This window comes from Enterobacter sp. 6722112 (assembly GCF_058661685.1).
The window spans coordinates 4607180-4633117 of record NZ_JBZWGR010000007.1 but is presented as its reverse complement, the minus strand read 5'-3'; the positions used below and the strand labels follow the sequence as shown (position 1 = coordinate 4633117).

Genomic DNA, 25938 nt, shown 5'->3' with positions numbered 1-25938 from the left:
TTATACACTGAATTTTCTCCGTATCCGGACGTCATAATCCACTGCCACGTCCATCGTGGCAAAGAATAAAAAGGATTAAGGAAATAAGATGAAAAAACGCGTACTCGTTATTGCCGCTCTGGTGAGCGGCGCACTGGCTGTTTCTGGCTGTACAACCAACCCTTACACCGGTGAACGCGAAGCGGGCAAATCCGGCATTGGCGCGGGTATTGGTTCCCTGGTGGGCGCTGGCGTTGGCGCACTCTCCTCCTCCAAGAAAGATCGCGGCAAAGGTGCGCTGATTGGCGCAGCGGCAGGCGCAGCCCTGGGCGGCGGCGTGGGTTATTACATGGACGTGCAGGAAGCAAAACTGCGTGACAAAATGAAAGGTACGGGCGTGAGCGTGACGCGCAGCGGTGACAACATCATCCTGAACATGCCAAACAACGTGACCTTTGACAGCAGCAGCGCGACGCTGAAACCCGCCGGCGCAAACACCCTGACCGGCGTGGCCGCAGTGCTGAAAGAGTACAATAAAACTGCCGTGAACGTGATTGGCTACACCGACAGCACCGGCAGCCAGGATCTGAACATGCGTCTGTCCCAGCAGCGCGCCGATTCCGTGGCCAGCTCGCTGATCGCCCAGGGCGTAGAAGCGAACCGCATCCGCACCAGCGGCATGGGTCCGGCTAACCCGATCGCCAGCAACAGCACGGCGGAAGGCAAAGCGCAGAACCGCCGCGTTGAGATTACGTTAAGCCCGGTGCAGTAGTTAAAAGCAAAACGGCAACCCCGTTGCCGTTTTTAGTGTTTGCGCCCTCTCCCGTGGGAGAGGGTTGGGGTGAGGACATCAGACCGCAACCTCCGGTAAGCGCAGCGCCACCCGGCAAATTGCTTGATTCGCCAGATTTTCCCGCTAAGGTATTCTCATTAAATTCAGGGAAATCAGCGATGATCAAACCAACCCGGGCCACCATCAGCGACGTGGCGAAAGCCGCCAAAACCGGTAAAACCAGCATTTCACGCTACCTCAACGGCGAGAAACACCTGCTTTCCGATGCGCTGCTGGCACGAATCGAACAGGCCATTGCCGATCTCGACTACCGTCCCAGCCTGATGGCGCGCGGCCTCAAGCGGGGCCGCACCCGTCTGATTGGCCTCATCATCGCCGATATCACCAACCCCTACTCCGTAAACGTCCTCAGCGGCATCGAAGCGGCGTGCCGTGAGAAAGGCTTTACCCCGCTGGTCTGTAACACCAATAACGAGGTTGATCAGGAGCTGCATTACCTCGATCTGCTGCGCAGCTATCAGGTGGAAGGGATTGTGGTGAATGCCGTCGGGATGCGAGAAGAGGGGCTAAATCGTCTGCAACAATCGTCTCTGCCAATGGTGCTTATTGACCGAAAAATCCCGGAATTTGCCTGCGATGTGGTCGGGCTGGATAACACCCAGGCGGCCACCACCGCCACTGAGCACCTGATTGAACAGGGCTTCGAAGCCATTTTATTCCTGAGCGAACCGCTGGGCATGGTTAACACCCGCCGCGACCGCCTGGCTGCATTTCGTGCCACGCTGGCGCGATATCCCGGCGTGATCGCCGAGAATGCCGAAATCCCCCTGCATGAAGCCGGGCAGCTGGATAATACCCTGCGCCAGTTCCATACCCGCCATCGGGGTATGCGCAAGGCGGTGATCTCCGCGAACGGGGCGCTGACGCTTCAGGTTGCCCGCTCGCTTAAACGCATTGGCCTGCACTGGGGCAGCGACATCGGCTTACTCGGCTTTGATGAACTGGAGTGGGCAGAACTTGCTGGCGTAGGCATCACCACCCTCAAACAACCCACCTGGCAGATCGGCTATGCCGCGGTTGAACAAGTGGTTCGCCGCATTGAAGGCACCCGCGACGCCGTACGCGAGCAGGTTTTTTCCGGCGAGCTGATCGTTCGCGGCTCTACTGCCCGTTAATTCCCCCTTCGTGACAGCGATCATAAATTCAGCATCCCGATCTTTTCTTTGGAACCGGTTCCATCTAGCGTAATACTACCGATTACGCTCTGGAGTCAGGAAATGATCAGGAAAATTATGGTGGTCACCGCCGCGTATGGTGCGGATCAGGTGCGACAGGCAGGCGGTCAACGGGCAATGCTTCCCGTTATTGCCGGCGCGGGAGCTGATGGCGTTGAAATCCGCCGCGAGCTCTTCAGCAACGACGAGTTAATGGCCCTGCCTGCGCTCGGCGAGTCCATTGAACTGCTGGGTTTACTGGCGTGCTACTCCGCCCCGGCCCCCCTGTTTATGCCCGATGGCACCCTCAACACGGATCTCCCGCGCTACCTTAGCGAAGCCAGCGCCCTGAACGCGCTGTGGCTTAAAGTCTCGCTGGGTCATTTCAGCGACAAACAGCCGCTTGAAGCCCTGCGCGCACTGCTGGATGAAAGCGGCATGACGCTGGTGGTGGAAAACGACCAGACCGACTGCGGGCAGCTCGCGCCGATGCAGCGCTTCAAAGCCGCCTGCCGTGTAATGGCGCTGCCGGTCACGCTGACGTTCGATATGGGCAACTGGCTGTGGGTTGGCGACTCCCCGGAAGAGGCTGCACGTCAGCTGGCTCCCGCCGTGAGCTATATTCATGTGAAGGCCGCAGTCCCGCATAAGGCGCAGTTCCGCGCCGTCGCACCGGATCAGACCGATTCTCGCTGGCGGGATCTGCTTAATCAACTCCCTGCCGATGCGCCACGCGGTATCGAATTTCCGCTGGAAGGGACGGATCTCACCGCCGTCACCCGCCATTACGTCAACCTGCTGCGCGAGGAGTAAACCATGCACAAGACGCTGGATGTCATCACCATTGGCGAGGCCATGGCGATGTTTGTCGCCACCGAAACGGGCGAGCTGAGCGCAGTGGAGCACTTCATTAAACGCGTGGCAGGTGCCGAGCTGAATGTTGCTACCGGACTTGCGCGGCTGGGGCTGAATGTCGGCTGGGTAAGCCGCGTGGGAAATGACAGCTTTGGCCATTTTGTTCTCGACTCGCTGAAAAAAGAGGGCATTGATGCCGCAGGCGTGACCCTCGACGGACGCTTTGCGACGGGCTTTCAGCTGAAATCTAAAGTTGAAAATGGAACCGATCCCATCGTGGAGTATTTCCGCAAAGGCTCAGCGGCAAGCCATCTCTCCGTGGATGATTATCACGCCGCGTATTTCTCCTCCGCGCGCCACCTGCACCTGAGCGGCGTGGCGGCGGCGCTCTCGGCCAGCTCGTACGATTTACTGGATCACGCGGCTTCGGCAATGAAAGCACAGGGCAAAACGATCTCTTTCGATCCTAACCTGCGCCCGGTGCTGTGGAAAAGCGAAGCGGAGATGGCTGAGAAACTCAACCGACTGGCGTTTCAGGCGGACTGGGTTCTGCCTGGCATAAAAGAGGGAATGATCCTCACTGGCGAAAGTACGCCCGAAGGCATTGCTGATTTTTACCTCAACAGAGGGGTAAAAGCCGTGGTGCTGAAAACCGGTGCCGACGGCGCATGGTTCAAAACTGCCGACGGCGAGCAAGGCGCCGTCGCTGCGGTAAAAGTCGACAACGTGGTCGATACCGTGGGCGCGGGCGATGGGTTTGCCGTCGGGGTCATCAGCGCTCTGCTGGAGGGCAAACCGCTGTCGCAGGCCGTGGCGCGAGGCAACAAAATTGGTTCGCTGGCGATTCAGGTGCAGGGCGACAGCGAAGGATTACCAACACGAGCAGAGCTCGGCGTCTAAATTCCCTCTCCCTGTGGGAGAGGGCCAGGGTGAGGGCAGCAATCCGCACCAGATAATTAAGCCACCGTGTACCCTACAGACAACGGCGGCAACAACCTCAACAACAGAGGCAAGCCTATGAACAGTTCGACCAATGCAGTAAAACGCTGGTGGTACATCATGCCAATCGTGTTTATCACGTACAGTCTGGCGTACCTGGATCGTGCCAACTTCAGTTTCGCATCCGCCGCCGGGATCAACGAAGACCTCGGGATTACCAAAGGGGTCTCCTCCCTGCTGGGTGCCCTCTTCTTCCTGGGTTATTTCTTCTTCCAGATCCCCGGCGCGATTTACGCTGAACGCCGCAGCGTGCGAAAGCTCATTTTCATCTGCCTGATCTTATGGGGTGCCTGTGCGTCGCTTACTGGCGTGGTGAATAACATTCCTGCTCTGGCGGCTATTCGCTTTATTCTCGGCGTGGTTGAGGCGGCCGTCATGCCAGCAATGCTGATTTACATCAGCAACTGGTTCACAAAATCTGAGCGTTCACGTGCTAATACGTTCCTGATACTCGGTAACCCGGTCACCGTGTTGTGGATGTCGGTGGTTTCCGGCTACCTGATCCAGTCCTTCGGCTGGCGCGAGATGTTCATCATCGAAGGGGTTCCCGCGATTATCTGGGCCTTCTGCTGGTGGGTGCTGGTGAAAGATAAGCCAGCCCAGGCAAAATGGCTTTCTGAGGACGAAAAAGCCGCACTCCAGGCGCAGCTGGATAAAGAGCAGCAGGGGCTGAAAGCGGTGCGTAACTACGGCGAAGCCTTCCGCTCACAGAACGTTATTCTGCTGTGCGCACAATACTTTACCTGGAGTATTGGCGTGTACGGCTTTGTGCTGTGGCTGCCGTCGATTATCCGCAGCGGCGGTGAAAACCTTGGCATGGTGGAAGTGGGCTGGCTGTCATCCGTTCCTTACCTGGCTGCGACCATCGCGATGATTATCGTCTCCTGGGCATCGGACAAGCTGCAAAACCGTAAGCTGTTCGTCTGGCCACTGCTGCTGATCGCCGCTTTTGCCTTTATTGGCTCCTGGGCCGTAGGCGCGAACCACTTCTGGGCTTCGTATACGCTGCTGGTGATTGCGGGTGCGGCCATGTATGCCCCGTATGGTCCGTTCTTTGCCATCATCCCGGAAATGCTGCCGCGTAACGTCGCAGGGGGCGCGATGGCGTTGATCAACAGTATGGGCGCGCTGGGTTCGTTCTTTGGCTCGTGGTTTGTGGGCTATCTGAACGGCGCCACCGGCAGCCCATCGGCCTCTTACATCTTTATGGGGGTGGCGCTTTTTGCCTCGGTATGGCTTACTCTGATTGTTAAGCCTGCTAATAATCAACAGCTACCCGTCGGCGCACGCCACGCCTGAATCCTTTTAAAATCAACGGAGATTAGCATGAAGCCGTCCGTCATTTTGTACAAAGCACTGCCTGAAGATCTGCAAAAACGCCTGGAGGAACACTTTACCGTTACCCGGGTAAAGAACCTCAGCCCGGAAACCGTGGCACAGCACGCCGACGCGTTTGCCAGCGCCGAGGGCCTGCTGGGTTCGAGCGAAAAGGTGGATGCAGCGCTGCTGGAGAAAATGCCGAAGCTTCGTGCTACCTCAACCGTTTCGGTGGGATACGACAATTTCGACGTGGATGCGCTAAACGCGCGCAACATCCTGCTGATGCACACGCCGCATGCCCTGACGGAGACCGTCGCCGACACGCTGATGGCGCTGGTGCTCAGTACCGCGCGTCGCGTGGTGGAAGTGGCCGAGCGCGTGAAAGCGGGCGAATGGACGAAAAGCATTGGCCCGGACTGGTTCGGCGTGGACGTTCATGGCAAAACGCTGGGGATTGTTGGGATGGGCCGCATCGGTCTGGCGCTGGCACAGCGCGCGCATTTCGGCTTCAGCATGCCCATTCTGTATAACGCACGCCGTCACCACACTGAAGCCGAAGAACGTTTCAATGCCCGCTACTGCGAGCTTGATACGCTGTTGCGGGAAGCCGACTTTGTCTGCCTGATCCTGCCGCTGACGGATGAAACGCGTCATCTCATCGGCAAAGCGGCGTTTGAAAAGATGAAGAAATCGGCCATTTTCATCAACGCGGGTCGTGGTCCGGTGGTCGATGAGAAGGCGCTGATTGAGGCACTGCAAAACGGTGAGATCCACGCCGCCGGTCTGGACGTGTTTGAACAGGAGCCGCTGCCGGTGGATTCTCCGCTACTGACCATGCCGAACGTCGTCGCCCTGCCCCACATCGGCTCTGCCACTCATGAAACACGCTACAATATGGCGGCGACCGCCGTGGATAATCTGATTGCCGCGCTTGGCGGTAAAGTGGATAAGAACTGCGTTAACCCACAGATACAACAGTAGAAACGAAAAAACCCGCCAGAAGGCGGGTTTTTGAATTTTGTGCTACTGGGCTGGAAGCTTACAGGCTTACAACGTTACCAGCTGCTGGGCCTTTAGCGCCGCTTTCGATGGTGAAGGAAACTTTCTGACCTTCATCCAGAGATTTGTAGCCATCGTTCTGGATAGCAGAGAAGTGTACGAACACGTCTTTAGAGCCATCGTCAGGAGTGATGAAGCCGAAACCTTTATCAGCGTTGAACCATTTTACCAGACCAGTCATTTTAGCAGACATAGAAATTACCTTATTAACAAATATATTGTGCCTTCCGGCTTGATGGATTGCGTTACAGATTTTTAAGCGATGAAGGAAGGGTCACTACGAAGGGTATCTATGGATAACAATCTGGACTGCTTTACTAAACTGCTTTAGGTCTGTGTAACAAACCGACGGACATAGTTATACCGATGTGGTAGATGAATGACAAGCGTTATTTTCATCAAGCATAAAAAAAACCCCGCCGAAGCGGGGGTTTTTCTTATTCCGTAGCAGCGACCGCTGCGCTCCAGGCCTGGCTAAAGGCCTGGTGCTGGGACGCGAGCGGCCCGATCAGCGCATTGTACTGGCTCGCCTGCTGGGAGGTCGGGAACTGGATACCGTTAGAGACGAAGCTCACCTGCGTACCTTGTTCACTGATAAAGTCACCCACCTGAACCAGCTGCTGAGTAAAGACCTGCGCCGCCGGGATCAGCGGTTGCAAGGCGTTTGACGGCTTGGTCACGACTTTCTCATACACCTGGTCATAGACCGGTTTGAGATCCTCGCCCTGCTTCAACGCGGAACGCGACGCATCAGCCTGCATTTTGGCATTTTGCAGCTGCTGGCTCAGTACCCCAAGCGCGCCATTTGACTGGCGCAGCGGTTCGCGCTGGGTCATATAATCCTGTGGAACGCGAATAGCATTCACGCTATCCACTACCGGGCGAATACCGGAATCCATCGCCTGGCTTACCTGTTGTGAATAGCCATACAGAATGGCGTAATCCGACACGAATGGACCAAACTGTTTTTTCTGATCCGCAGTCAGCGTTGGTAAACGCTCGCCGCTACGCATCACTGTATTCTGTAAAAAATCGATAAACGCTTTGCGCTGATCGCCTTCTTTATCGAAACACCCACTCAGGCTAACAACCATCAACAACGCCGCAATAGGCGCAAACCAGCGAGAGCAGGACTTTCCTGTCGCCATTTTATTACTCCTTTCACCCAAAAAGCGCACACCGGCACACGCGTGCCCAACGCTGACAAGGATAGTCCAGGTCAGCCTTGCAAGATAGAGTTTTCATGCAAAACGGGTATTCCCGTTTTTGTACTGACTATTTACAAAAAAATACCTGTGCATCCCTACATATGACTAATCAGGTAATTAGCATAACTATCCATATAGCTGAAACGCGTAAAGCGATCGTTATCGCACAATTAATCACAGCCGTGACGATCCTGTGTCTGGTTTAGGGACTATTCTTAACAGGCTCTCTGATGTTCATGATCCCGATGTGTGATTTATGAGGAGTTCTCAATGGAATTAAAAGATCCTGAGTTTGAGCTGCTGAGCAGCCTGGAACAGATTATTTTTAAAGATGTACCGCCGACGGTTACCCTGAATCAAAAGTCCAATCCTTTTAGTGAATTTGAGCGTTTACGCAAAGGATCGGGCCTGAAAACAGATGAATTCGCAAGAGCGATGGGTGTCAGCGTAGCGATGGTGCTGGAGTGGGAGTCAAAACGTGAAAAACCTACCCCAGCCGAGCTAAAGCTGATGCGCCTGATCCAGGCAAACCCTGACCTTCGCAAGCAGTTAGCCTGATAAAGTTTGTTTGCCCCCGCCCTTGCGGGGGCTTGTGTTTACAGGCTTTCACATCGCCATCCCGTCTCTTCCCATACCAGTTCATGCGTCAGCTTCAGCCCTGCCAGAAAGGCTTCATCATGCGACACCACCAGCAGCGCGCCGGGGTAATCGGCTAAGGCCGCTTCAATAGCCTGAACAGAGGCCAGATCAAGATGGTTGGTTGGCTCATCCAGAAGCAACAGCTGCGTTGCCGCTTCACGCCACAATACGCAGGCCAGCGCGGCCTTCAGGCGCTCGCCGCCACTCAGTTCGGCCAGTGGTAGTGTCACTTTCTCTGCGCCCAGCTGAAGCTGCGCTAAACGGGTACGCAGCGCCCCCTCTTCGAGCGGCGTATTGCCCAGGCTAAGGTGCGTCATCACCGACTGCGACAGATCCAGCCGGGAAAGATGCTGATCGAGATAAGCACACCTGACGGAGACCTTACAGGTTCCCGTAACAGGGGCGGTTTCGCCCAACATCACTTTCAACAGCGTGGATTTTCCACAGCCGTTCGGCCCGCGTAGCGCCACGCGCATCGGGCCATCCATTCGCCAGTTTATCGGGCAGACAGGCACGTGCGGAAGCACCAGTTCTTCCAGCACCAGCACCTGTTTTCCTTCCGGGATTTCACTGCCCGGCAGGGTAAACATCACCGCGTTATCCTCTTCAACCCGCTCGCGTGCCTGGTTGACCGCAGCGTTCAGAGCATGATTTTGATCGCTATGCTGTTTTTTCCAGGAACCAATACGCTCTTTCGCCGCCCCTTTGTATTTGACCCGTTCAAACGAGGCGATGTTAAGGCTGTCGACCGTGCGAAGCGTTTTGGCTGAACGCCGCAGGCTGTCGTCATGCTCTTTATGCATACGGGCGCGGGTACGCTTGCGCTCGGTGGCAGCATGCTCCAGCGCGGCGCGGGCAGCCAGTTGCTCAGCATCACGCTGGGTTCGATAGTCAGCATAATTCCCCCCGTAGCTGCGCAAGCCCAACGCGCTCAGTTCAAGGATACGCGGTACCTGGGCCAGCAACTCACGGTCGTGAGAGGCCACCAGTACCCCGCCCTGATACCGGGAAAGCTGCTCGTAGAACCACACGCGGCCTTGCCTGTCGAGGTGGTTGGTCGGTTCGTCCAGCAGCAGGTAATCAGCATCTGCGGTGAATGCGCTGCACAGCAAAGCACGAATGCGCTCGCCGCCGCTCAGCTCTGCCGCGCGTTTATTCGGGTCAAAAGGGGGAAGTTTTGCAGCGATAAAAGCCTGGCTCAGCCGTTCAGCCAGATCCCAGTAACCGTCGAGCGTATCGAGATCGTCGGGTTCATAATGACCGCTGTCGATGCGCGTGCGCGCCGCAAAGATCGCGTCGTAACCAAGCAGTCCGGCAAGAGTCGTATCCGCAGAAATATCCTGCTGCTGCGCCACATAGACGTGTGTACCAAAGCGCTCAATATGACCGCTGGCGGGTTCATCAACCCCTGCCAGCAGCCGCAGAAGACGTGTTTTACCGCTGCCGTTGCGGCCAACCAGCGCGCACACTGACGCATCCAGAGAAAGATTCAGCGGACCAAAAAGGATATCGCCCGTCGCAAACTGACAGGTGACCTGATGCAAAATAAAAGAGGGGGACTGCGCAAAATGAGCCATAAGCACTCCTGAATGAAATCAAAACATCCCCTGCCGACGCGGTGCGTTGAGCAAGGATCGAAATTCATCAGTCGTGTTTGTTCATTTTTGGGGGGCGCTCCTGAGGGCGAAATTTAACGGGAACAAGAATAACGGCAATGCGCCGCCCATTTCAAGGTTAAATTTTCACCAGGCTAATGCCCGAGCGTAAAAAACCCGCCGAAGCGGGTCTCTCAATCAGATAAACGCAAACGCATCGCCAAACAGACGATCTTCCCGCGCGTCACGCTCGTTGCAGAACAGGTCGCGGGCAATTTTTGCCATTTCAAAGCGACCGGCAATATAGATGTCGTGCCCGGCCAGCGTCCCGTGATCCTGCAATACCGCAGTCAGCACCGTACCGCTGCGCCCGCGCCAGCCCTCTTCCGGCTGCTCGACAACCGGCTCGATGCGCAGGTTTGGATGATTTACGCTCAGCGCTTCCAGCTCAGACAGATCGTAAAGATGCTTCTCTTCACGGCCGCCCCAGTAGATGGTGATATCGCGATTCGGGTTGCGCGCCAGCGCGGTCAGCAGAATAGAGCGGACATATGAGAAGCCCGTGCCACCGGCAATCAGGATCAGCGGACGGTCTTCGTCTTCACGCAGCCAGGCCTCGCCGTGAGGAATATCGACCACGATTTCACGCTCTTTCAGGATGCGGTCCATCACGGCCATCGCGTACAGGTTAAGCTCAGACGCACCAATATGCAGCTCAATAAATTCCTTCTCTGCTGGCGTTGAGGCCATAGAGAAAGGACGCTTATCACGCTCGTCCATCACGACCATCAGGTACTGACCGGCACGGAATGAGAAGGCCGCTTCAGGAACCAAACGGACGCGATATACGGTGTCGGTAATAGCATCTACCGACGTCACTTTACAGCTTAAGGTTGTCATTCGCTCTCTCTGTCGGGAAGTCTATAGGGCTAAACGGTCTTATTCTGCCTTACCGTTATTCATTATGGCCAGCTCGTCCCAGATCGCGTCAATTCGCGCGGTCACGGCAGGATCTTTTTTGATCGGGCGACCCCATTCACGGTCGGTTTCGCCAGGCCATTTGTTCGTGGCATCCAGTCCCATTTTTGAGCCAAGGCCGGAAACCGGCGAGGCAAAGTCCAGGTAATCAATCGGCGTGTTTTCCACTAACACCGTATCACGCGCCGGATCCATACGCGTGGTGATGGCCCAGATGACGTCATTCCAGTCGCGGGCATTGACGTCATCATCGCAGACAATCACAAACTTGGTATACATAAACTGGCGCAGGAACGACCATACGCCCATCATCACGCGCTTAGCGTGACCGGCATACTGCTTCTTCATCGTCACCACCGCCAGGCGATACGAACACCCTTCCGGCGGCAGATAAAAATCAACAATTTCCGGGAACTGCTTTTGCAGGATCGGCACGAACACTTCGTTCAGCGCCACGCCAAGCACCGCCGGTTCATCCGGTGGACGGCCGGTATAGGTGGAGTGATAGATGGCATCTTCACGCTGGGTAATGTGGGTGACGGTGAACACCGGGAAGTTATCCACTTCGTTGTAATAGCCGGTGTGGTCGCCGTACGGCCCTTCGGGCGCCAGCTCGCCCTGTTCAATGTAACCTTCCAGCACAATCTCTGCGCTGGCCGGCACTTCCAGGTCACTGGAGATGCACTTCACCACTTCGGTTTTGGTGCCGCGCAGCAGCCCTGCAAAGGCATATTCAGACAGCGTATCAGGAACAGGCGTCACCGCGCCCAGAATGGTTGCCGGATCGGCACCCAGCGCGACGGAAACCGGGAAGCGTTCGCCCGGATGGGCCGCGCACCACTCCTGGAAATCCAGCGCCCCGCCGCGATGGGACAACCAGCGCATGATGAGCTTGTTTTTGCCAATCAGCTGCTGGCGATAAATGCCGAGGTTTTGACGCTCTTTATGCGGCCCACGCGTCACGGTGAGGCCCCAGGTGATCAGCGGTGCGGCATCGTCAGGCCAGCACTGCATGATGGGAATTTTGGTCAGATCCACCGCATCGCCTTCCAGCACTTTTTGCTGGCACGGCGCACCGCGCAGGCGTTTGGTGGGCATGTTCAGCACCTGCTTAAACTGCGGCAGCTTGTCGAACAGGTCGCGGAACCCTTTTGGCGGCTCCGGCTCTTTAAGAAAGGCCAGCAGTTTGCCCACTTCACGTAACGCCGTGACATCTTCCTGTCCCATCCCCAGCGCCACGCGGCGAGGTGTGCCAAACAGGTTGCACAGCACCGGCATGGCGTAGCCTTTTGGGTTTTCAAACAGCAACGCCGGGCCGCCCGCGCGCAGGGTGCGGTCAGCGATTTCTGTCATTTCCAGATACGGATCAACAGGAAGCGTAATGCGTTTGAGTTCGCCCTGCTTTTCCAGCAGCGCCAGGAAGTCGCGTAGATCGTGGTATTTCATGCAGTTAATCATGGCCTCTCTGTAAGCGCTTCATTATACGGCGTAAGACCGCGTGATGCTGTAATTTTGTTAAATTAGCGTGAACTTCCACGACTTACTCTCTTTTTCGCCATTATAATCACCTTAGCGATCCCGCCAGGGTTTTGGTATGCTTGCGCCCCGAACAATGGGAAGAGTGATTATGCAGGCCTGGTATTTACTGTATTGCAAACGCGGGCAACTTCAGCGCGCGCAGGAACATCTTGAACGTCAGTCTGTTAACTGCCTGACACCCGTGATCACGCTTGAAAAAATGCAGCGTGGAAGACGCACGACCGTCAGTGAGCCTCTGTTCCCGAATTACCTGTTCGTCGAGTTCGACCCCGAAGTGATCCACACCACGACGATCAGCGCCACGCGCGGCGTCAGCCATTTTGTGCGTTTTGGCGCTCATCCGGCAAGAGTACCGTCATCGGTTATTCATCAGCTTTCTGTCTACCAGCAGCCTGAAGATATTACCGATCCGGAAACCCCTTATGCCGGCGACAGCGTGGTGATCACCGAAGGCGCCTTTGAAGGCTTACAGGCCATCTTCGCTGAGCCGGACGGTGAAGCGCGCTCCATGCTGCTGCTCAACCTGCTGAATAAAGAGGTGTTGCAGAGCGTTAAAAACACCGATTTCCGCAAAGTTTAGAACTGCACGCCGAACAGACGACGCACGTTATCATCGGTTTGTGCTGCCAGCCACTGGGCATCTTCTCCGCGCCAGTGCGCCACTCGCTCAGCAATATGCCCCAGGTAGGCCGGTTCATTACGTCGTGATGGCAGTTTGGGCTGCATATCCCGGGGCAACAGATACGGCGCATCCGTTTCCAGCAGCAAACGATCGGCCGGGATAACGGGTAACAGCTCACGCAGTTCCAGCCCACGACGCTCATCGCAGACCCAGCCCGTGATACCCAAATACAGCCCGCGGTTCAGGCAATCCAGCGCTTCCTGACGGGAGCCCGTAAAGCAGTGCAACACCGCGCCCGGCAGTTTCTCCAGCCAGGGTTCCAGTAGCGCCATAAAACGTTCATGCGCATCGCGACAGTGCATAAACACCGGCATCTCCAGCTCTGCTGCCAGCGCGAGCTGGGCGGTAAATGCCTTCTCCTGCTCTTCAGGCGTCGAGAAGTTACGGTTGAAATCAAGCCCGCATTCGCCAATGGCAACCACTTCTGGCGTTTGTGCCAGACGATGAAGCGCCTCAGCGCTTTCATGCGTCCACTGGCTGCTGTCATGAGGATGCACGCCTGCGGTGGACCAGCAGTGTTGATAGCGTTGCGCCAGCTGCCGTGCCTGCTCACTCTCATGCAGATTCGTTCCCGTCAGTAGCAGCCCACCCACGCCGGCGGCAAAGGCGCGCGCCACCACCTCATCGTGGTCTTTCGCAAACTGGGCGCTGGTGAGGTTAAGCCCGATATCAAACATACGTATCCCCATATGACAACCGCCCTGACGGGCGGTTGGTTTTATTCTTTAGTAGTCTCTTCAGACGGCTCGTCTTCTTCGTCCCGGGTACGCCCCTTTCCGACGTAGAAACGAGCGAAGAACACGCCGACTTCAAACAGGCAGTACATAGGTATCGCCAGTAAGGTTTGCGAGAAGACGTCCGGTGGCGTTAACAGCATACCTACGACAAATGCCCCCACCAGGATGTACGGGCGCTTCTTACGCAGATCGTCAGGCGTGGTCACCCCCACCCAGCAGAGCAGGACAATTGCTACGGGCACCTCGAAGGCGACACCAAAGGCCATAAACAGCGCCATCACGAAGCTGAGGTAGCTGGCGATGTCCGTCGACACCTGTACCCCTTCCGGTGCGGTATGCGTCAGGAAGCCGAAGGCCAGCGGGAAGACAACGAAGTAGGCGAACGCCATGCCGATATAAAACAGCAGCGAACTGGACACCAGCAGCGGAATAACCAGCTTGCGTTCATGCTTGTACAGCGCGGGCGCCACAAATGCCCAGACCTGATACAAAATGACCGGCGCAGAGGCAATCAACGACACCCAGAAGGTCAGTTTGATCGGGGTAAAGAACGGTGAAGCAACGTCTGTTGCAATCATCGTCGCGCCCAGAGGCATCTGTTTAATCAGCGGCGCGGAAACCACCTGATAGATATCGTTGGCAAAATAGACCAGACATAAAAAAATGAGGAAAACCGCAATAATGCAGTTTAACAGGCGCTTACGCAGCTCAATGAGGTGCGTAATAAGCGGTTGAGTATCATCTACTGCCATGTTTACGCTTTATCACTCGACGAGGGGGATGATTCGGAAACGGGCGCGGCGGGTTTTACCTCAGCCGTTTTGACCACGGGCTCTTCCGGCGGCACCTGCTTTTTCACTTCGGGCTCCTGCGGCGATTGCTCTGGCGAAGCAGCCTGATGCTCCGCGCTGGAAGGCGTTACACCCTCGCGCTGCTCTTCGCTACCCTTCACCACCGGATTGTGGATGGTGTTTGCTTCATCGCTCGCCTTCTCAGGATCGTTAATACTGTAAGAACGCTTCATGGATTCAGCCGCTTCGCGCAACTCATCCATTGATGCTTTCAGCTCCGGCGTCAGGTTGTCCATGCTCGCCTTTTCAACCTTTTTCAGGCTGTCCTGAAATTCCTGAAGCTTCAGCTCCTGCGCCAGTTCGTTCTGCACGGTAGTTGCCAGCGAGCGAAGCGCCCGCACCCAGCCCACGACGGTTTTCACCGCAACGGGTAAACGCTGCGGCCCCAACACAATCAGACCAATCACAAAGACCAGCAGTAACTCACCAAAACCAATGTCGAACACGAATTACACCTGCTCTTTATCGTGACGTTTAGCCTCTTCCTTTTTGGCTTCGTCCTGCTTATCGGCGATGGATTTAGCGGTAAAATCAGCATCCTGACTGGTTTTTTCCTGCTTATTCTCATCATCGCTCATGGCTTTCTTGAAGCCTTTGATTGACGCGCCCAGGTCGGAACCAATCGATCCGAGTTTTTTCGTGCCAAACAGCAGCACAACGATGACGGCAATGATCACTAACTGCCAGATACTGATACCACCCATGCGTGTTCCCCAGTGATAGATGATTAATTAGTCAGATCGCATTATACGTATGCAATCTCTCGATAGCGACGCTAATTCAGCGCGTTTTTCGCCAGCCAGCAAGCCAGACAACCACACCGGCAGCCATAATCCAGGCTGGCATCATTTCCCAGTCCGGACGATTGATCAACAGCAACGTGCCGCTTATCAGCAGCGTCGCGCCAATTCCGAAGAGATAGCGGGACTGCCCCTGACGCACGCGACTGGATTGAAGCTCGTGCGCGATTTTATCCATGCTGTGCTGAAGGTTCTTGCTCTGACGCAAACTGTCGTAAACCAGTTCAGGAATTTCAGGCATTTTTTCAATCCAGAACGGGCCTTTCTCTTTAAGCGAGCGAACCAGGGCTGGAATACCGACCTGATCCTTAATCCAGGATTCGAGGAACGGTTTCGCGGTTTTCCACAAGTCTAACTGAGGATAGAGCTGGCGGCCTACGCCCTCAACGTAAAGTAATGTTTTCTGAAGTAAAACTAATTGTGGCTGCACTTCCATATTGAAACGGCGTGCGGTGTTGAACAGGTTGAGCAGGACGTGTCCGAAAGAGATCTCCGAGAGCGGCTTTTCAAAAATCGGCTCACAGACGGTGCGGATCGCAAATTCAAACTCTTCCACGTTGGTATCTGGCGGAACCCAGCCTGAATCCACGTGCAGCTCGGCCACCTTACGGTAGTCGCGATTGAAGAAAGCGATAAAGTTCTCTGCGAGGTAGCGCTTATCCTCTTTATTTAGCGAGCCGACAATACCGCAGTCGATGCCGATGTATTTCGGATCTTCCGGGTGCTCATAGCTGACGAAGATGTTGCCCGGATGCATGTCTGCATGGAAGAAGCTGTCGCGGAAAACCTGAGTAAAGAAGACCTGCACGCCACGCTCGGCCAGCAGCTTCATGTTGGTGCCCTGTTTTTCCAGCGCCGCCACGTCCGAGACCGGAATACCGTAGATACGTTCCATTACCATCATGTTCTGACTGCAATAGTCAGAATAGACTTCAGGAACATACAGCATCGGGCTGTCTTCAAAGTTTCGACGCAGCTGAATGGCGTTCGCCGATTCACGCAGCAGGTTAAGCTCGTCAATCAGCGTTTTTTCGTATTCCCGAACCACTTCCAGCGGACGCAGACGGCGACCATCCGGCAACAGACGCGGCACCCAGCGAGCCAGGCGATAAATCAGCTTCATGTCTGCTTTGATAACCGGCAGGATATCCGGACGAATCACTTTGATGACCACCTCTTTGCCATTTTCCTTCAGGCGCGCGGTGTGAACCTGCGCAATAGAGGCAGAGGCCAGGGGCTGAATATCGAAATCATCAAACCAGGTCTCGATGGGGATATTGCCCATCGCTTCTTCGATTTGTTTCTTCGCTCTCTCTCCGTCAAACGGAGCAACGCGGTCCTGCAATAGCGCGAGCTGATCGGCAATCTGCGGTGGGAAAAGGTCGCGACGTGTTGAGAGCATCTGTCCAAACTTGATCCAGACCGGGCCCAGCTCCTGTAACGCAAGACGCAGGCGTGCGCCCAGCTCCTGATCCTTATGGCGATTCGGCATCCAGAACAGCGTGCGACGCCAAAGCCGAAGCGGCAGGGTGATACGCATTCTGGGGATAAGCTCGTCGAGCCCGTAGCTCAAAAAGGTGCGAACGATAAAATAGAGGCGCCGAATTTCACCAGGCGTCATTTGCCCTCCAGTTTTTCCAGCCGTTTGGTTAACGCATCAACTGCGCGCTCAACTGCCGCGGTCTCTTCTGCAAACCAGGCGACTTCTAAAGGCCCCGGCGCCATACGCCACTCTTCGGTCAGCACCTCGGCAGCGTAGCGCTGTTGACGGAGCAGACCTTTACGAAGGAAAGCGGAACCCGTGCGCAGCGTTTTGCTTATACCTTCAGCCGCGATGTCGCCGATATAGGGCGCCATCAGTTCCGCCGGGTCGAATTCAGCCTGATCGCTGAGTGCAACGAAGTTCTGTACCACCTGAATATCGCCTTCGACCTCCAGCTCACCGCTGCGAATAAGCGCCGTCATCTGCTGACGGTCACGCAGTTTTGGCAATACGCTCATGTGCGTAATCACCGAGCAGTCAGCCTCGCCTTCCCACTCACCCAGAACGTCAAGCTGGCGTTCGCTGAAGACCAGCACAAGCGGCGTCGAGAACTCCTTTAAAACGATGCGCAGCACCTTTCCGTTAAGCCGCTGACGTGCGGTTTTCAGCGCCGGAGCGCGATACAGAAAGGCATTCAGCACATTCTCGATGCCAGCGGTGACTAAGGGTTTAATGGGCACGGGAAACCTCCACTCAGAACTTGTAACCACGATGCAGCGCGACGACACCCGCCGTCATATTGAAGTATTCCACGTTTTCAAACTCCGCATCCTGCATCATCGCTTTCAGCGTGTCCTGATCCGGGTGCATTCGGATGGACTCGGCCAGATAACGGTAACTTTCTGCATCGTTTGCCACCAGCTCGCCGATGCGCGGCAGAACGTGGAAGGAATAGGCATCGTAAGCTTTGCTCAGCGGGTCGATAATCGGTTTAGAAAACTCGAGTACCAGCAGTCGACCGCCCGGCTTAAGCACGCGGTACATGGAGCGCAGCGCTTTATCTTTATCGGTCACGTTACGCAGACCGAAAGAGATGGTGATGCAGTCGAACGTATTATCCGGGAACGGCAGCGCTTCGGCGTTGGCCTGAACATATTCAACGTTGCCTACCACGCCGATATTACGCAGCTTTTCGCGTCCCATTTTCAGCATGGAGTCGTTGATATCCGCCAGCACCACGCGGCCGGTTTCGCCAACCAGACGGGAGAACTTAGCGGTCAGATCCCCTGTGCCTCCGGCTAAATCCAGCACCGTTTGTCCACGGCGCACGCCGCTGCAATCAATAGTGAAGCGCTTCCACAAGCGATGAATGCCAAATGACATCAAATCATTCATCACATCGTACTTCGCCGCCACGGAATGAAATACGTGGGCCACCATGTCAGCTTTCTGCGCTTTGGCGACAGTCTGAAAGCCAAAGTGCGTTGTGTCTTGTGAATCGTCAACCATCTCAGAGCCTGCTAATCAGTCAAATGTTCGTGAAGTGTAACAGATTGGGCGCATTTGCCCTACGTTTCAACCACCGTGAAAGAAACGCGCCGGCTGCGCTTCGGGGGATAAACTCGCCGCTAAATCGTTGTCTTCATTGCGGCTATTTTGCTTACCGTCGCCTTCACGCAGACGAAACTCTTCGTCCTGAGCGGTAGCCTGCTCCACCAGTTCCGGATTAATCTCGCGTTTAACTTCCACCCCCAGGCTGCGAAACGCCTCCGCCTGCGCCAGCAAATTGCCACGCCCGGAGGAGAGTTTTTTCATCGCCTGGCGGTAGTTATCCTGCGCGCGATCCAGGCTTTGCCCCACCGAGGACATATCGTCCACAAACAGCCGCATTTTGTCGTACAGCTTGCTGGCGCGATCGGCAATCTGCTGCGCGTTACGGCTTTGGTGCTCATAGCGCCACAGGTTGGCAATGGTACGTAACGCCACCAGTAGCGTGGTGGGGCTGACCAGCATAATGTTATTTTTCAGCGCTTCGGTGATCAGTTCGGGCTGTCTGTCGAGCGCCAGCAGGAACGCAGGCTCGACCGGAATGAACATCAGCACATAATCCAGCGATCGCAGCCCCGGCAACTGCTGATAATCTTTTCTGCCCAACAGACGGATATGGTTACGCACGGAGGCGATGTGCTCCTGCAACGCTGTTTCGCGGGTGTAGTCATCCTCAGCGTTGAAGTAGCGCTCATAGGCCACCAGCGTCATTTTGGCGTCGATAACCACATCTTTGCCCTGTGGCAGACGAACAATGACATCCGGCTGCATCCGCGAGCGCGCATCGTTCTCAATGCTGACCTGCGTTTCGTATTCGTATCCTTCGCGCAGGCCAGAGGCCTCCAGCACGCGCGTCATGACCACTTCGCCCCAGTTTCCCTGCGCTTTGTTATCACCTTTCAGTGCGCGCGTCAGGTTAACCGCCTCCTGCGCCATCTGCGCATTCAGCTGCTGGAGATTACGAATTTCATGCGCCAGCGTGTGGCGTTCGCGGGCTTCCTGACCAAAGCTGTCCTGTACCTGACGGCGAAAGCCATCCAGCTGTTCACGCAGCGGCGTCAGCAGGCTGTTCAGGCTCTGGCGGTTCTGCTCATCCACGCGGCGATTGCTGTGCTCAAAAATGCGGTTCGCGAGGTTCTCAAACTGCTCGCTAAGACGCTGCTCGCTGTTGATCATCTGACGGATTTTGTCTTCGGCGTGCAGTTGGGTGGACTCAAGACGGGTGGTCACTTCACGGAGATCGGCCTCCAGCGAGGTATTGATATCACGCAGATTGCGCAGTTCGTTATTGAGCAGTTCGCATTCGTCGCGCCAGTGGTCACTCAGCGCAAGCTGTTGTTTCGTCGCGCTAAGTTCAGCGACGATCTCCTCGCGCTCTGCCAGCTGTTCGGCTTTCTGCTGCGCATGCTGGTAGCCGGAAATGAGCCAGCCAATTCCCACGCTCACCAGCGCAATCACTGCATAAATCAGGATTGAGATATCCACAATGCCCCCTGCATCAACGTATTACCGCACAAAATAGAATTGTGCTGTATGAACGTCCAGTTTGAAAGGGTTTTCCTGCGAGGCGTTACGCAAAAAGAAAAGGCCGAGCATGTCGACCTTTCAGCACTGAAGAGAGAATTAGATCAGGCGGCGCGCCGCTTCAACCACGATTTTCACCGCATGGCTTTCAGTCTGCTTCATGGTTTCAGCGTTCGGGATCTCCTGCTGAGTACGGTTGACGATAACGCCCGCCACCATACCGGCACGCAGACCCTGGCTTGCGCACATGGTCAGCAGCGTCGCAGATTCCATTTCGTAGTTCATGACGCCCATCGACTGCCACTCTTCCATGGAGCCTTTGAAACGGCTCACCACGCGACCAGAGAAGGTGTCGTAACGCTCCTGGCCCGGGTAGAAGGTATCGGAAGAGGCAGTTACGCCCACGTGGGTGGTTGCGCCCACGGACTTCGCGGCTTCAACCAGCGCGGTGGTGCATTCGAAATCGGCCACTGCCGGGAATTCCATCGGTGCAAAGTGCAGGCTTGCCCCGTCCAGACGCACGGATGCGGTGGTAACCAGCACGTCGCCCACGTTGATGTGCGGCTGAATGGCGCCTGTGGTGCCGATGCGCAGGAAAGTACGAATGCCCAGCTGCGCCAGCTCTTCAACGGCGATAGAGGTAGACGGGCCACCAATACCGGTAGAGCACACGATCACCGCTTTACCGTCCAGCTCTGCGCGCCAGGTGGTGAATTCGCGATGCGCTGCCAGCTTAACCGGCTTATCCATCAGCGCGGCGATCTTTTCCACACGCTCAGGATCGCCAGGGACGATAGCAAGCGTAGCCCCTTGTAAATCGTTTTTAGTGAGGCCGAGATGAAAAACATCAGACTTAGACATAGGTGACTCCTCTGTGGGTCGGTTTGTCAGAAGAAGTAAAACGGTACTTTACAGAAGCAATGTGCATTATTTCGTGACACACCTCACCATGAATGAAAATGATTGCAGTTAATTTCCATAAAATAGTGATTCACATCACATTAACAAGTTATATCGCCGGGTGCTGCACAAAAGATAGACGCTATAAGGCACTGTGGATTGTTAACCTGGTGTCTATATTTATCTTTGCGCTAATCCATTCATTGGTACGGAGAATGCCATGACTGAAAAAACCGGTTTTGCACCTGCTGCGGCCCCGCATGCTTCAACCATCGTCTCAACCCCTGAAGAGGCCATTACCGCAGGCGAGACCTCCATTCCCTCCCAGGGAGAGAACATGCCAGCGTACCACGCGCGGCCAAAATCCGCCGATGGCCCGCTGCCCATCGTGATCGTGGTGCAGGAAATATTTGGCGTTCATGAACATATTCGCGACCTCTGCCGCCGTCTGGCGCTGGAAGGTTACCTGGCCGTTGCGCCGGAACTCTATTTCCGTCAGGGCGATCCGAATGATTACAGCGACATCCCGACGCTGTTCAGCAACCTGGTCAGCAAAGTGCCGGACGCGCAGGTGCTGGCCGATCTCGACCACGTTGCCAGCTGGGCGGCGCGCAACGGTGGCGACCCGCACCGTCTGATGGTGACCGGCTTCTGCTGGGGCGGACGCATTAGCTGGCTGTATGCCGCGCACAATCCGCAGCTGAAAGCCGCTGTGGCCTGGTACGGTAAACTGGTGGGTGAAAAGACCCTGAACTCGCCGAAACATCCAGTTGATATCGCCACCGATTTAAATGCCCCGGTGCTAGGGCTGTATGGCGGCCAGGATACCGGCATTCCGCTTGATACCGTCGAGACCATGCGCCACGCGCTGCGGGCGGCAAACGCGAAGGCCGAAATCGTGGTGTACCCGGATGCGGGACACGCGTTTAATGCCGATTATCGTCCGAGCTATCACGCAGAATCGGCGAAAGATGGCTGGCAGAGAATGCTGGCGTGGTTCAGCCAGTACGGCGGGAAGAAAGCGTAATACAAAAAGCCCGGTGGCGGCTGCGCCAACCGGGCAATCCAGCCCCACTACGCCTGACGCAAATTCTGCGCCGCCTGCACCATGTTCGCCAGCGCCGCGCGGGTTTCAGGCCAGCCGCGAGTTTTCAGGCCGCAGTCCGGGTTTACCCACAGGCGTTCCGCCGGAATGCGCTGGGCGGCTTTTTGCAGCAGCGATTCAATCCACTCCACGCTCGGCACGTTAGGGGAGTGAATGTCATACACGCCCGGCCCGATTTCGTTCGGGTAGTCGAACTCTTCGAACGACTCCAGCAGCTCCATGTCTGAACGCGAGGTCTCGATGGTGATCACATCGGCGTCGAGCGCGGCAATGGAGTCCATGATGTCGTTAAATTCGCAGTAACACATGTGGGTGTGGATCTGCGTGTCGTCCTTCGCGACGGCCGCGTTGAGGCGGAACGCCTCCACGCCCCACGTCAGATAAGCATCCCAGTCGCTGCGACGCAGCGGCAAGCCTTCACGCAGCGCCGGTTCGTCGATCTGAATGATGCCAATCCCCGCCGCTTCCAGATCCGCCACTTCATCACGCAGCGCCAGGGCGATCTGTTTGGCGATGGTTTCCCGGGATACATCTTCACGCGGGAACGACCAGCAGAGAATGGTCACCGGCCCCGTCAGCATGCCTTTTACCGGTTTGTCGGTCAGAGACTGGGCATACTTCGCCCACTCCACGGTGATCGCTTCCGGGCGGCTGACGTCACCGATCACCACCGGCGGCTTCACGCAGCGGGAGCCGTAGCTTTGCACCCAGCCGTTCTGGGTAAAGACAAAGCCGTCCAGGTGTTCACCGAAGTATTCCACCATATCGTTACGCTCGGCCTCGCCGTGCACCAGCACGTCCAGACCCAGACGTTCCTGCTCGACGATCGCCTGTTTGATGTGCTCCGCAATGCCGGTGCGGTAGTGATTCGCATCCAGATTGCCCTTTTTGAAGTCCAGGCGCAGGCCGCGGATCTCGGTAGTCTGCGGGAAGGAGCCGATGGTTGTGGTCGGCCACGCGGGCAGGTTAAAGCGCGCACGCTGGGCTTCGGCGCGCACTTCATACGGGCTCTGGCGCTGGCTGTCCCGGGCAGTGATGGCCGCCAGACGTTTTTCCACCGCCGGGTTATGCACGCGCGTCGAGTGACGGCGCGCCTGGATCGGCGCGCTCCAGTCGGTAATCGCTGCCGTGTCGCCGCTGTTCAACGCGTCGCGCAGCAGAGCCAGCTCCTCACACTTTTGCAGGGCAAAGGCAAACCAGCTTTTCACCTCAGGGTCGAGTCGGGTCTCCACGCTCAGGTCGATCGGGCTGTGCAGCAGGGAACAGGAAGAGGCTACCCACAATTCACGTTTACCGACAATCTCCTTGATTTGTGCATATTTCCCGGTGAGATCGGCACGCCAGACGTTACGACCATTCACCAGACCGGCAGAGAGCAGCCACTCCGCAGGCAGACGCTTGTGCAACTCTGCCACATCGTCTTTGCCGTGAACGAGATCAACGTGCAGACCCTGAACCGGCAGCGCGGTAATGGTGTCGAGGTTCGGCGTTACGCCCTCGAAATAGGTGGTCAGCAGCAGCTTCACCTGGCCCGTGAGCGCGTCATACGCCGGTTTGAAGGCATCCAGCCACGCCTGTGGCAGCTCAAGCACCAGCGCCGGTTCATCGATTTGCACCCACTGAATACCGCGTTTGCCCAGCTCAATCAGCACCTGCTTATAAACCGGCAGAATATCGTTCAGCAGGCTGAGGCGGTCGAACTGCTCGCCTTTCACTTTGCCCAGCCACAGGTAGGTGACCGGCCCCAGCAGCACGGGTTTCACCTGGTGACCCAGCGCCAGCGCTTCGTCCACTTCATCCAGAAGCTGGGTCCAGGTCAGTTTGAACTGCTGGCCCTTAACGAACTCCGGCACCATATAGTGATAGTTAGTGTTAAACCACTTGGTCATTTCCGCCGCTGCCGCTGGCTCACCCGTTGGCGCGCGGCCACGGCCGATGCGGAACAGGGTATCGATATCCACCGATCCATCGTTGTTCTGATGACGAGCCGGCACGTTGCCAAGCAGCAGGCTGGTGGTCAGAACATGGTCGTACCAGGCGAAATCGCCCACCGGCAGCAGGTCTACGCCCGCCTGTTTTTGCTGATCCCAGTGACGCGCGCGCAGCTCGCGCCCCACCGCCAGCAGTTCTTCGCGGGTGGCGTTACCCGCCCAGTAGCTTTCTTGCGCTTTTTTCAGCTCGCGACGCAGACCAACGCGAGGGAAACCGAGAGTGTGAGTGCGGATTGTCATGGCATACCCCTTGTAGAAATTCGTTATTTAGACGTCCAGATGTTTACACTTCTATAATTGGCAGGTACTGTATATTCCTCAAGCGCAAAATGTTCATGGCGAAGTGAAGGACTTTCATGATCGAGATAAAACACCTGAAAACGCTACAAGCGTTGCGGAATTGCGGTTCTCTTGCGGCGGCAGCGGCCACGCTGCACCAGACTCAGTCTGCCCTTTCTCACCAGTTCAGCGATCTGGAACAACGCCTCGGCTTTCGTCTTTTTGTGCGTAAGAGCCAGCCTTTGCGCTTTACGCCGCAGGGCGAAATTTTGCTTCAGCTGGCGAACCAGGTGCTGCCGCAGATTGCCAGCGCGTTGCAGTCATGCAACGAGCCGCAGCAGACCACCCTGCGCATCGCCATTGAGTGTCACAGCTGTATTCAGTGGCTGACCCCCGCGCTTGAGAACTTCCGCCAGAAGTGGCCGCAGGTGGAGATGGACTTCAAATCCGGCGTCACGTTTGATCCGCAGCCGTCGCTTCAGCAGGGTGAGCTGGATCTGGTGATGACCTCAGATATTCTGCCGCGCAGCGGTCTGCACTATTCGCCAATGTTTGATTTTGAGGTGCGTCTGGTGCTGGCCCCGGACCATCCGCTGGCCGCTAAAACGCGTATCACGCCGGAAGATCTGGCAACGGAGACGCTGCTGATTTACCCGGTACAGCGCAGTCGTCTGGATATCTGGCGCCATTTCCTGCAACCCGCGGGCATCAGCCCACAGCTGAAAAGCGTGGATAACACGCTGCTGTTAATTCAGATGGTGGCGGCCAGAATGGGGATTGCGGCGCTGCCGCACTGGGTGGTCGAGACGGTTGAACGCCAGGGTCTGGTGGTCACCAAAACCCTGGGTGAAGGACTGTGGAGCCGGCTGTACGCCGCCGTGCGCGACGGCGAGCAGCGTCAGCCGATTACGGAAGCGTTTATTCGCTCAGCGCGGAACCACGCGTGCGACCATCTTCCGTTTGTGCGGAGCGCGGAGCGACCCAGCGGCGATGTACCCACAGCGAAGCCAGGATCACCGTTCCCCCAATAAGGAAACTCGGCCAGTGCGGCTGCTCCTGCCAGATGGCGAGGTTCACCAGTAGCCCCGCCGGCACGTGCACATTGTTCATGATCCCCAGCGTCCCGGCGTCTACCTGCGTAGCGCCGTAGTTCCACATAAAATAGCCCAGCCCCGACGCCACCACGCCCAGCCAGACCAGAACGCTCCACTGCACGGAGGTAGTCGGCAGCTTTTGCGGATTGCCGAGCAGAAACCACGCCGCTACCGCGACAATCGCCGCGCCCATATAGAACCACGCAAACGCGTTATGCTGCGGCATCGGGCGGGTCTCCATCAGACGTTTGTAACCCACCATCCCGATGGCAAAGCTGATATTAGCGAGCTGGACGAACATCAGCCCGGTCCAGAAGTGATCGCTTACCTTGTCATAGCGAATAATCGCAGCGCCAATGACTGCCAGCGCAGCGCTCAGCAGATATCCCCAGCGCAAACGGCGCCTGCTGAGCAAGTCATAAATCAGCGTGATGTAGAGCGGCGTCAGCACGGTGAAGAGCAGAAATTCCGAGACGGACAGGTAAACGTAGGCCCGGAAGCTGAACAGGTACATGATGCCGAGCTGCATCGCGCCTACCAGCATGTACAGCAGTATCGTTTTTAGCGACTGCCCGCGGGTACGCAGGAACGGCAGGAACACCAGCGCCGCCAGCCCCACGCGCATCAGTACCGAGAAGTAGCTGTCGACCGATCCGGCAAGGTATTCGCCAATCAGACTAAAGGAGAAGGCCCACAGGATAGTGGTGATAATGAGTAGCGCCACAATGCTTGTCTCTCAGAAAGAAGGAGAGGCATTGTAGCGAAC

26 protein-coding genes are annotated in these 25938 nt (G+C 56.3%); 10 read left to right on the top strand and 16 right to left on the bottom strand.

Annotation, left to right across the window (positions count from 1 at the left end):
- Positions 1 to 88: 88 nt before the first annotated feature.
- The 6 genes from AC4OVU_RS23670 (at position 89) to ghrB (ending at position 6141) form a co-directional block, all read left to right on the top strand.
- Positions 89 to 751 (top strand): OmpA family lipoprotein, encoded by a 663-nt coding sequence (locus AC4OVU_RS23670; RefSeq protein WP_015569987.1) that lies wholly within the window; start codon positions 89 to 91, stop codon positions 749 to 751.
- A gap of 179 nt (positions 752 to 930) precedes the next feature.
- Positions 931 to 1947: a LacI family DNA-binding transcriptional regulator gene (locus AC4OVU_RS23665; RefSeq protein WP_015569988.1), complete on the top strand. Its 1017-nt coding sequence runs from the start codon at positions 931 to 933 to the stop codon at positions 1945 to 1947.
- Positions 1948 to 2049: 102 nt separating this feature from the next.
- Complete coding sequence (locus AC4OVU_RS23660) at positions 2050 to 2799, top strand: sugar phosphate isomerase/epimerase family protein (protein WP_017383574.1); 750 nt, start codon at positions 2050 to 2052, stop codon at positions 2797 to 2799.
- A gap of 3 nt (positions 2800 to 2802) precedes the next feature.
- Entirely contained in the window at positions 2803 to 3741 is a 939-nt protein-coding gene (locus tag AC4OVU_RS23655) for a sugar kinase (protein ID WP_017383575.1), read from the top strand.
- A gap of 117 nt (positions 3742 to 3858) precedes the next feature.
- Positions 3859 to 5139, top strand: a complete 1281-nt coding sequence (locus tag AC4OVU_RS23650) for an MFS transporter (protein WP_110292245.1) — start codon at positions 3859 to 3861, stop codon at positions 5137 to 5139.
- A 27-nt stretch (positions 5140 to 5166) separates the two neighbouring features.
- Positions 5167 to 6141, top strand: a complete 975-nt coding sequence (ghrB, locus tag AC4OVU_RS23645; RefSeq protein WP_032673092.1) for a glyoxylate/hydroxypyruvate reductase GhrB — start codon at positions 5167 to 5169, stop codon at positions 6139 to 6141.
- Positions 6142 to 6199: 58 nt separating this feature from the next.
- Here ghrB and cspE read toward each other — a convergent pair whose 3' ends face one another.
- Entirely contained in the window at positions 6200 to 6412 is a 213-nt protein-coding gene (gene cspE / locus AC4OVU_RS23640) for a transcription antiterminator/RNA stability regulator CspE (protein WP_003860775.1), read from the bottom strand.
- A gap of 244 nt (positions 6413 to 6656) precedes the next feature.
- Positions 6657 to 7367, bottom strand: a complete 711-nt coding sequence (locus tag AC4OVU_RS23635) for a DUF3053 domain-containing protein (RefSeq protein ID WP_017383576.1) — start codon at positions 7365 to 7367, stop codon at positions 6657 to 6659.
- Positions 7368 to 7697: 330 nt separating this feature from the next.
- Between AC4OVU_RS23635 and AC4OVU_RS23630 the strand changes: the two genes are divergently transcribed.
- A complete protein-coding gene (locus tag AC4OVU_RS23630) occupies positions 7698 to 7985 on the top strand; it encodes an HTH-type transcriptional regulator (RefSeq protein ID WP_003860776.1) in 288 nt (95 codons plus the stop codon).
- Between the two features lie 38 nt (positions 7986 to 8023).
- On the opposite strand, the gene AC4OVU_RS23625 is transcribed toward AC4OVU_RS23630, so the two are convergent.
- The 3 genes from AC4OVU_RS23625 to ubiD form a co-directional block, all read right to left on the bottom strand.
- Positions 8024 to 9643 (bottom strand): ABC-F family ATP-binding cassette domain-containing protein, encoded by a 1620-nt coding sequence (locus AC4OVU_RS23625; RefSeq protein ID WP_108394224.1) that lies wholly within the window; start codon positions 9641 to 9643, stop codon positions 8024 to 8026.
- 216 nt (positions 9644 to 9859) lie between these two features.
- Complete coding sequence (fre, locus tag AC4OVU_RS23620) at positions 9860 to 10561, bottom strand: NAD(P)H-flavin reductase (RefSeq protein WP_003860778.1); 702 nt, start codon at positions 10559 to 10561, stop codon at positions 9860 to 9862.
- Between the two features lie 39 nt (positions 10562 to 10600).
- Positions 10601 to 12097, bottom strand: a complete 1497-nt coding sequence (gene ubiD, locus AC4OVU_RS23615; RefSeq protein WP_033486949.1) for a 4-hydroxy-3-polyprenylbenzoate decarboxylase — start codon at positions 12095 to 12097, stop codon at positions 10601 to 10603.
- A gap of 169 nt (positions 12098 to 12266) precedes the next feature.
- Between ubiD and rfaH the strand changes: the two genes are divergently transcribed.
- Positions 12267 to 12758 (top strand): transcription/translation regulatory transformer protein RfaH, encoded by a 492-nt coding sequence (gene rfaH, locus AC4OVU_RS23610; protein WP_003860779.1) that lies wholly within the window; start codon positions 12267 to 12269, stop codon positions 12756 to 12758.
- On the opposite strand, the gene tatD is transcribed toward rfaH, so the two are convergent.
- The 9 genes from tatD to udp all read right to left on the bottom strand — a co-directional run bounded on the left by tatD (position 12755) and on the right by udp (position 20664).
- Positions 12755 to 13537, bottom strand: a complete 783-nt coding sequence (gene tatD, locus AC4OVU_RS23605) for a 3'-5' ssDNA/RNA exonuclease TatD (protein WP_110292246.1) — start codon at positions 13535 to 13537, stop codon at positions 12755 to 12757. The genes rfaH and tatD overlap by 4 nt on opposite strands.
- 41 nt (positions 13538 to 13578) lie before the next feature.
- Positions 13579 to 14349, bottom strand: a complete 771-nt coding sequence (gene tatC / locus AC4OVU_RS23600; protein WP_015569997.1) for a Sec-independent protein translocase subunit TatC — start codon at positions 14347 to 14349, stop codon at positions 13579 to 13581.
- A gap of 2 nt (positions 14350 to 14351) precedes the next feature.
- A complete protein-coding gene (gene tatB / locus AC4OVU_RS23595) occupies positions 14352 to 14894 on the bottom strand; it encodes a Sec-independent protein translocase protein TatB (protein ID WP_003860783.1) in 543 nt (180 codons plus the stop codon).
- Positions 14895 to 14897: 3 nt separating this feature from the next.
- Positions 14898 to 15152 (bottom strand): Sec-independent protein translocase subunit TatA, encoded by a 255-nt coding sequence (gene tatA, locus AC4OVU_RS23590; protein WP_003860787.1) that lies wholly within the window; start codon positions 15150 to 15152, stop codon positions 14898 to 14900.
- A gap of 76 nt (positions 15153 to 15228) precedes the next feature.
- Positions 15229 to 16869 (bottom strand): ubiquinone biosynthesis regulatory protein kinase UbiB, encoded by a 1641-nt coding sequence (ubiB, locus tag AC4OVU_RS23585; RefSeq protein ID WP_017694740.1) that lies wholly within the window; start codon positions 16867 to 16869, stop codon positions 15229 to 15231.
- On the bottom strand, positions 16866 to 17471 hold the full coding sequence (gene ubiJ / locus AC4OVU_RS23580) for a ubiquinone biosynthesis protein UbiJ (protein ID WP_023295740.1): 606 nt from the start codon (positions 17469 to 17471) through the stop codon (positions 16866 to 16868). The genes ubiB and ubiJ overlap by 4 nt, the downstream gene beginning before the upstream one ends.
- A gap of 13 nt (positions 17472 to 17484) precedes the next feature.
- Positions 17485 to 18240, bottom strand: coding sequence for a bifunctional demethylmenaquinone methyltransferase/2-methoxy-6-polyprenyl-1,4-benzoquinol methylase UbiE (gene ubiE / locus AC4OVU_RS23575; protein WP_003860790.1), 756 nt, complete (start codon positions 18238 to 18240; stop codon positions 17485 to 17487).
- A gap of 66 nt (positions 18241 to 18306) precedes the next feature.
- Complete coding sequence (gene rmuC, locus AC4OVU_RS23570; RefSeq protein WP_017383581.1) at positions 18307 to 19764, bottom strand: DNA recombination protein RmuC; 1458 nt, start codon at positions 19762 to 19764, stop codon at positions 18307 to 18309.
- A gap of 138 nt (positions 19765 to 19902) precedes the next feature.
- Positions 19903 to 20664: a uridine phosphorylase gene (udp, locus tag AC4OVU_RS23565; protein ID WP_003860792.1), complete on the bottom strand. Its 762-nt coding sequence runs from the start codon at positions 20662 to 20664 to the stop codon at positions 19903 to 19905.
- 259 nt (positions 20665 to 20923) lie between these two features.
- On the opposite strand from udp, the gene AC4OVU_RS23560 reads away from it, so the two are divergent.
- A complete protein-coding gene (locus tag AC4OVU_RS23560; RefSeq protein WP_003860793.1) occupies positions 20924 to 21730 on the top strand; it encodes a dienelactone hydrolase family protein in 807 nt (268 codons plus the stop codon).
- Positions 21731 to 21777: 47 nt separating this feature from the next.
- On the opposite strand, the gene metE is transcribed toward AC4OVU_RS23560, so the two are convergent.
- On the bottom strand, positions 21778 to 24039 hold the full coding sequence (gene metE / locus AC4OVU_RS23555) for a 5-methyltetrahydropteroyltriglutamate--homocysteine S-methyltransferase (protein WP_047731277.1): 2262 nt from the start codon (positions 24037 to 24039) through the stop codon (positions 21778 to 21780).
- A gap of 116 nt (positions 24040 to 24155) precedes the next feature.
- On the opposite strand from metE, the gene metR reads away from it, so the two are divergent.
- Positions 24156 to 25109 (top strand): HTH-type transcriptional regulator MetR, encoded by a 954-nt coding sequence (gene metR, locus AC4OVU_RS23550; protein WP_015570000.1) that lies wholly within the window; start codon positions 24156 to 24158, stop codon positions 25107 to 25109.
- On the opposite strand, the gene AC4OVU_RS23545 is transcribed toward metR, so the two are convergent.
- Positions 24997 to 25896: a carboxylate/amino acid/amine transporter gene (locus AC4OVU_RS23545; protein WP_023295736.1), complete on the bottom strand. Its 900-nt coding sequence runs from the start codon at positions 25894 to 25896 to the stop codon at positions 24997 to 24999. The genes metR and AC4OVU_RS23545 overlap by 113 nt on opposite strands.
- Positions 25897 to 25938: the final 42 nt, after the last annotated feature.

Bases quoted from the DNA above. Each gene is read 5' to 3' on its own strand.
- AC4OVU_RS23670 (WP_015569987.1), top strand. From the start codon at position 89: ATGAAAAAACGCGTACTCGTTATTGCCGCTCTGGTGAGCGGCGCACTG.
- AC4OVU_RS23665 (WP_015569988.1), top strand. From the start codon at position 931: ATGATCAAACCAACCCGGGCCACCATCAGCGACGTGGCGAAAGCCGCC.
- AC4OVU_RS23660 (WP_017383574.1), top strand. From the start codon at position 2,050: ATGATCAGGAAAATTATGGTGGTCACCGCCGCGTATGGTGCGGATCAG.
- AC4OVU_RS23655 (WP_017383575.1), top strand. From the start codon at position 2,803: ATGCACAAGACGCTGGATGTCATCACCATTGGCGAGGCCATGGCGATG.
- AC4OVU_RS23650 (WP_110292245.1), top strand. From the start codon at position 3,859: ATGAACAGTTCGACCAATGCAGTAAAACGCTGGTGGTACATCATGCCA.
- ghrB (WP_032673092.1), top strand. From the start codon at position 5,167: ATGAAGCCGTCCGTCATTTTGTACAAAGCACTGCCTGAAGATCTGCAA.
- cspE (WP_003860775.1), bottom strand. From the start codon at position 6,412: ATGTCTGCTAAAATGACTGGTCTGGTAAAATGGTTCAACGCTGATAAA.
- AC4OVU_RS23635 (WP_017383576.1), bottom strand. From the start codon at position 7,367: ATGGCGACAGGAAAGTCCTGCTCTCGCTGGTTTGCGCCTATTGCGGCG.
- AC4OVU_RS23630 (WP_003860776.1), top strand. From the start codon at position 7,698: ATGGAATTAAAAGATCCTGAGTTTGAGCTGCTGAGCAGCCTGGAACAG.
- AC4OVU_RS23625 (WP_108394224.1), bottom strand. From the start codon at position 9,643: ATGGCTCATTTTGCGCAGTCCCCCTCTTTTATTTTGCATCAGGTCACC.
- fre (WP_003860778.1), bottom strand. From the start codon at position 10,561: ATGACAACCTTAAGCTGTAAAGTGACGTCGGTAGATGCTATTACCGAC.
- ubiD (WP_033486949.1), bottom strand. From the start codon at position 12,097: ATGATTAACTGCATGAAATACCACGATCTACGCGACTTCCTGGCGCTG.
- rfaH (WP_003860779.1), top strand. From the start codon at position 12,267: ATGCAGGCCTGGTATTTACTGTATTGCAAACGCGGGCAACTTCAGCGC.
- tatD (WP_110292246.1), bottom strand. From the start codon at position 13,537: ATGTTTGATATCGGGCTTAACCTCACCAGCGCCCAGTTTGCGAAAGAC.
- tatC (WP_015569997.1), bottom strand. From the start codon at position 14,349: ATGGCAGTAGATGATACTCAACCGCTTATTACGCACCTCATTGAGCTG.
- tatA (WP_003860787.1), bottom strand. From the start codon at position 15,152: ATGGGTGGTATCAGTATCTGGCAGTTAGTGATCATTGCCGTCATCGTT.
- ubiB (WP_017694740.1), bottom strand. From the start codon at position 16,869: ATGACGCCTGGTGAAATTCGGCGCCTCTATTTTATCGTTCGCACCTTT.
- ubiE (WP_003860790.1), bottom strand. From the start codon at position 18,240: ATGGTTGACGATTCACAAGACACAACGCACTTTGGCTTTCAGACTGTC.
- udp (WP_003860792.1), bottom strand. From the start codon at position 20,664: ATGTCTAAGTCTGATGTTTTTCATCTCGGCCTCACTAAAAACGATTTA.
- AC4OVU_RS23560 (WP_003860793.1), top strand. From the start codon at position 20,924: ATGACTGAAAAAACCGGTTTTGCACCTGCTGCGGCCCCGCATGCTTCA.
- metE (WP_047731277.1), bottom strand. From the start codon at position 24,039: ATGACAATCCGCACTCACACTCTCGGTTTCCCTCGCGTTGGTCTGCGT.
- metR (WP_015570000.1), top strand. From the start codon at position 24,156: ATGATCGAGATAAAACACCTGAAAACGCTACAAGCGTTGCGGAATTGC.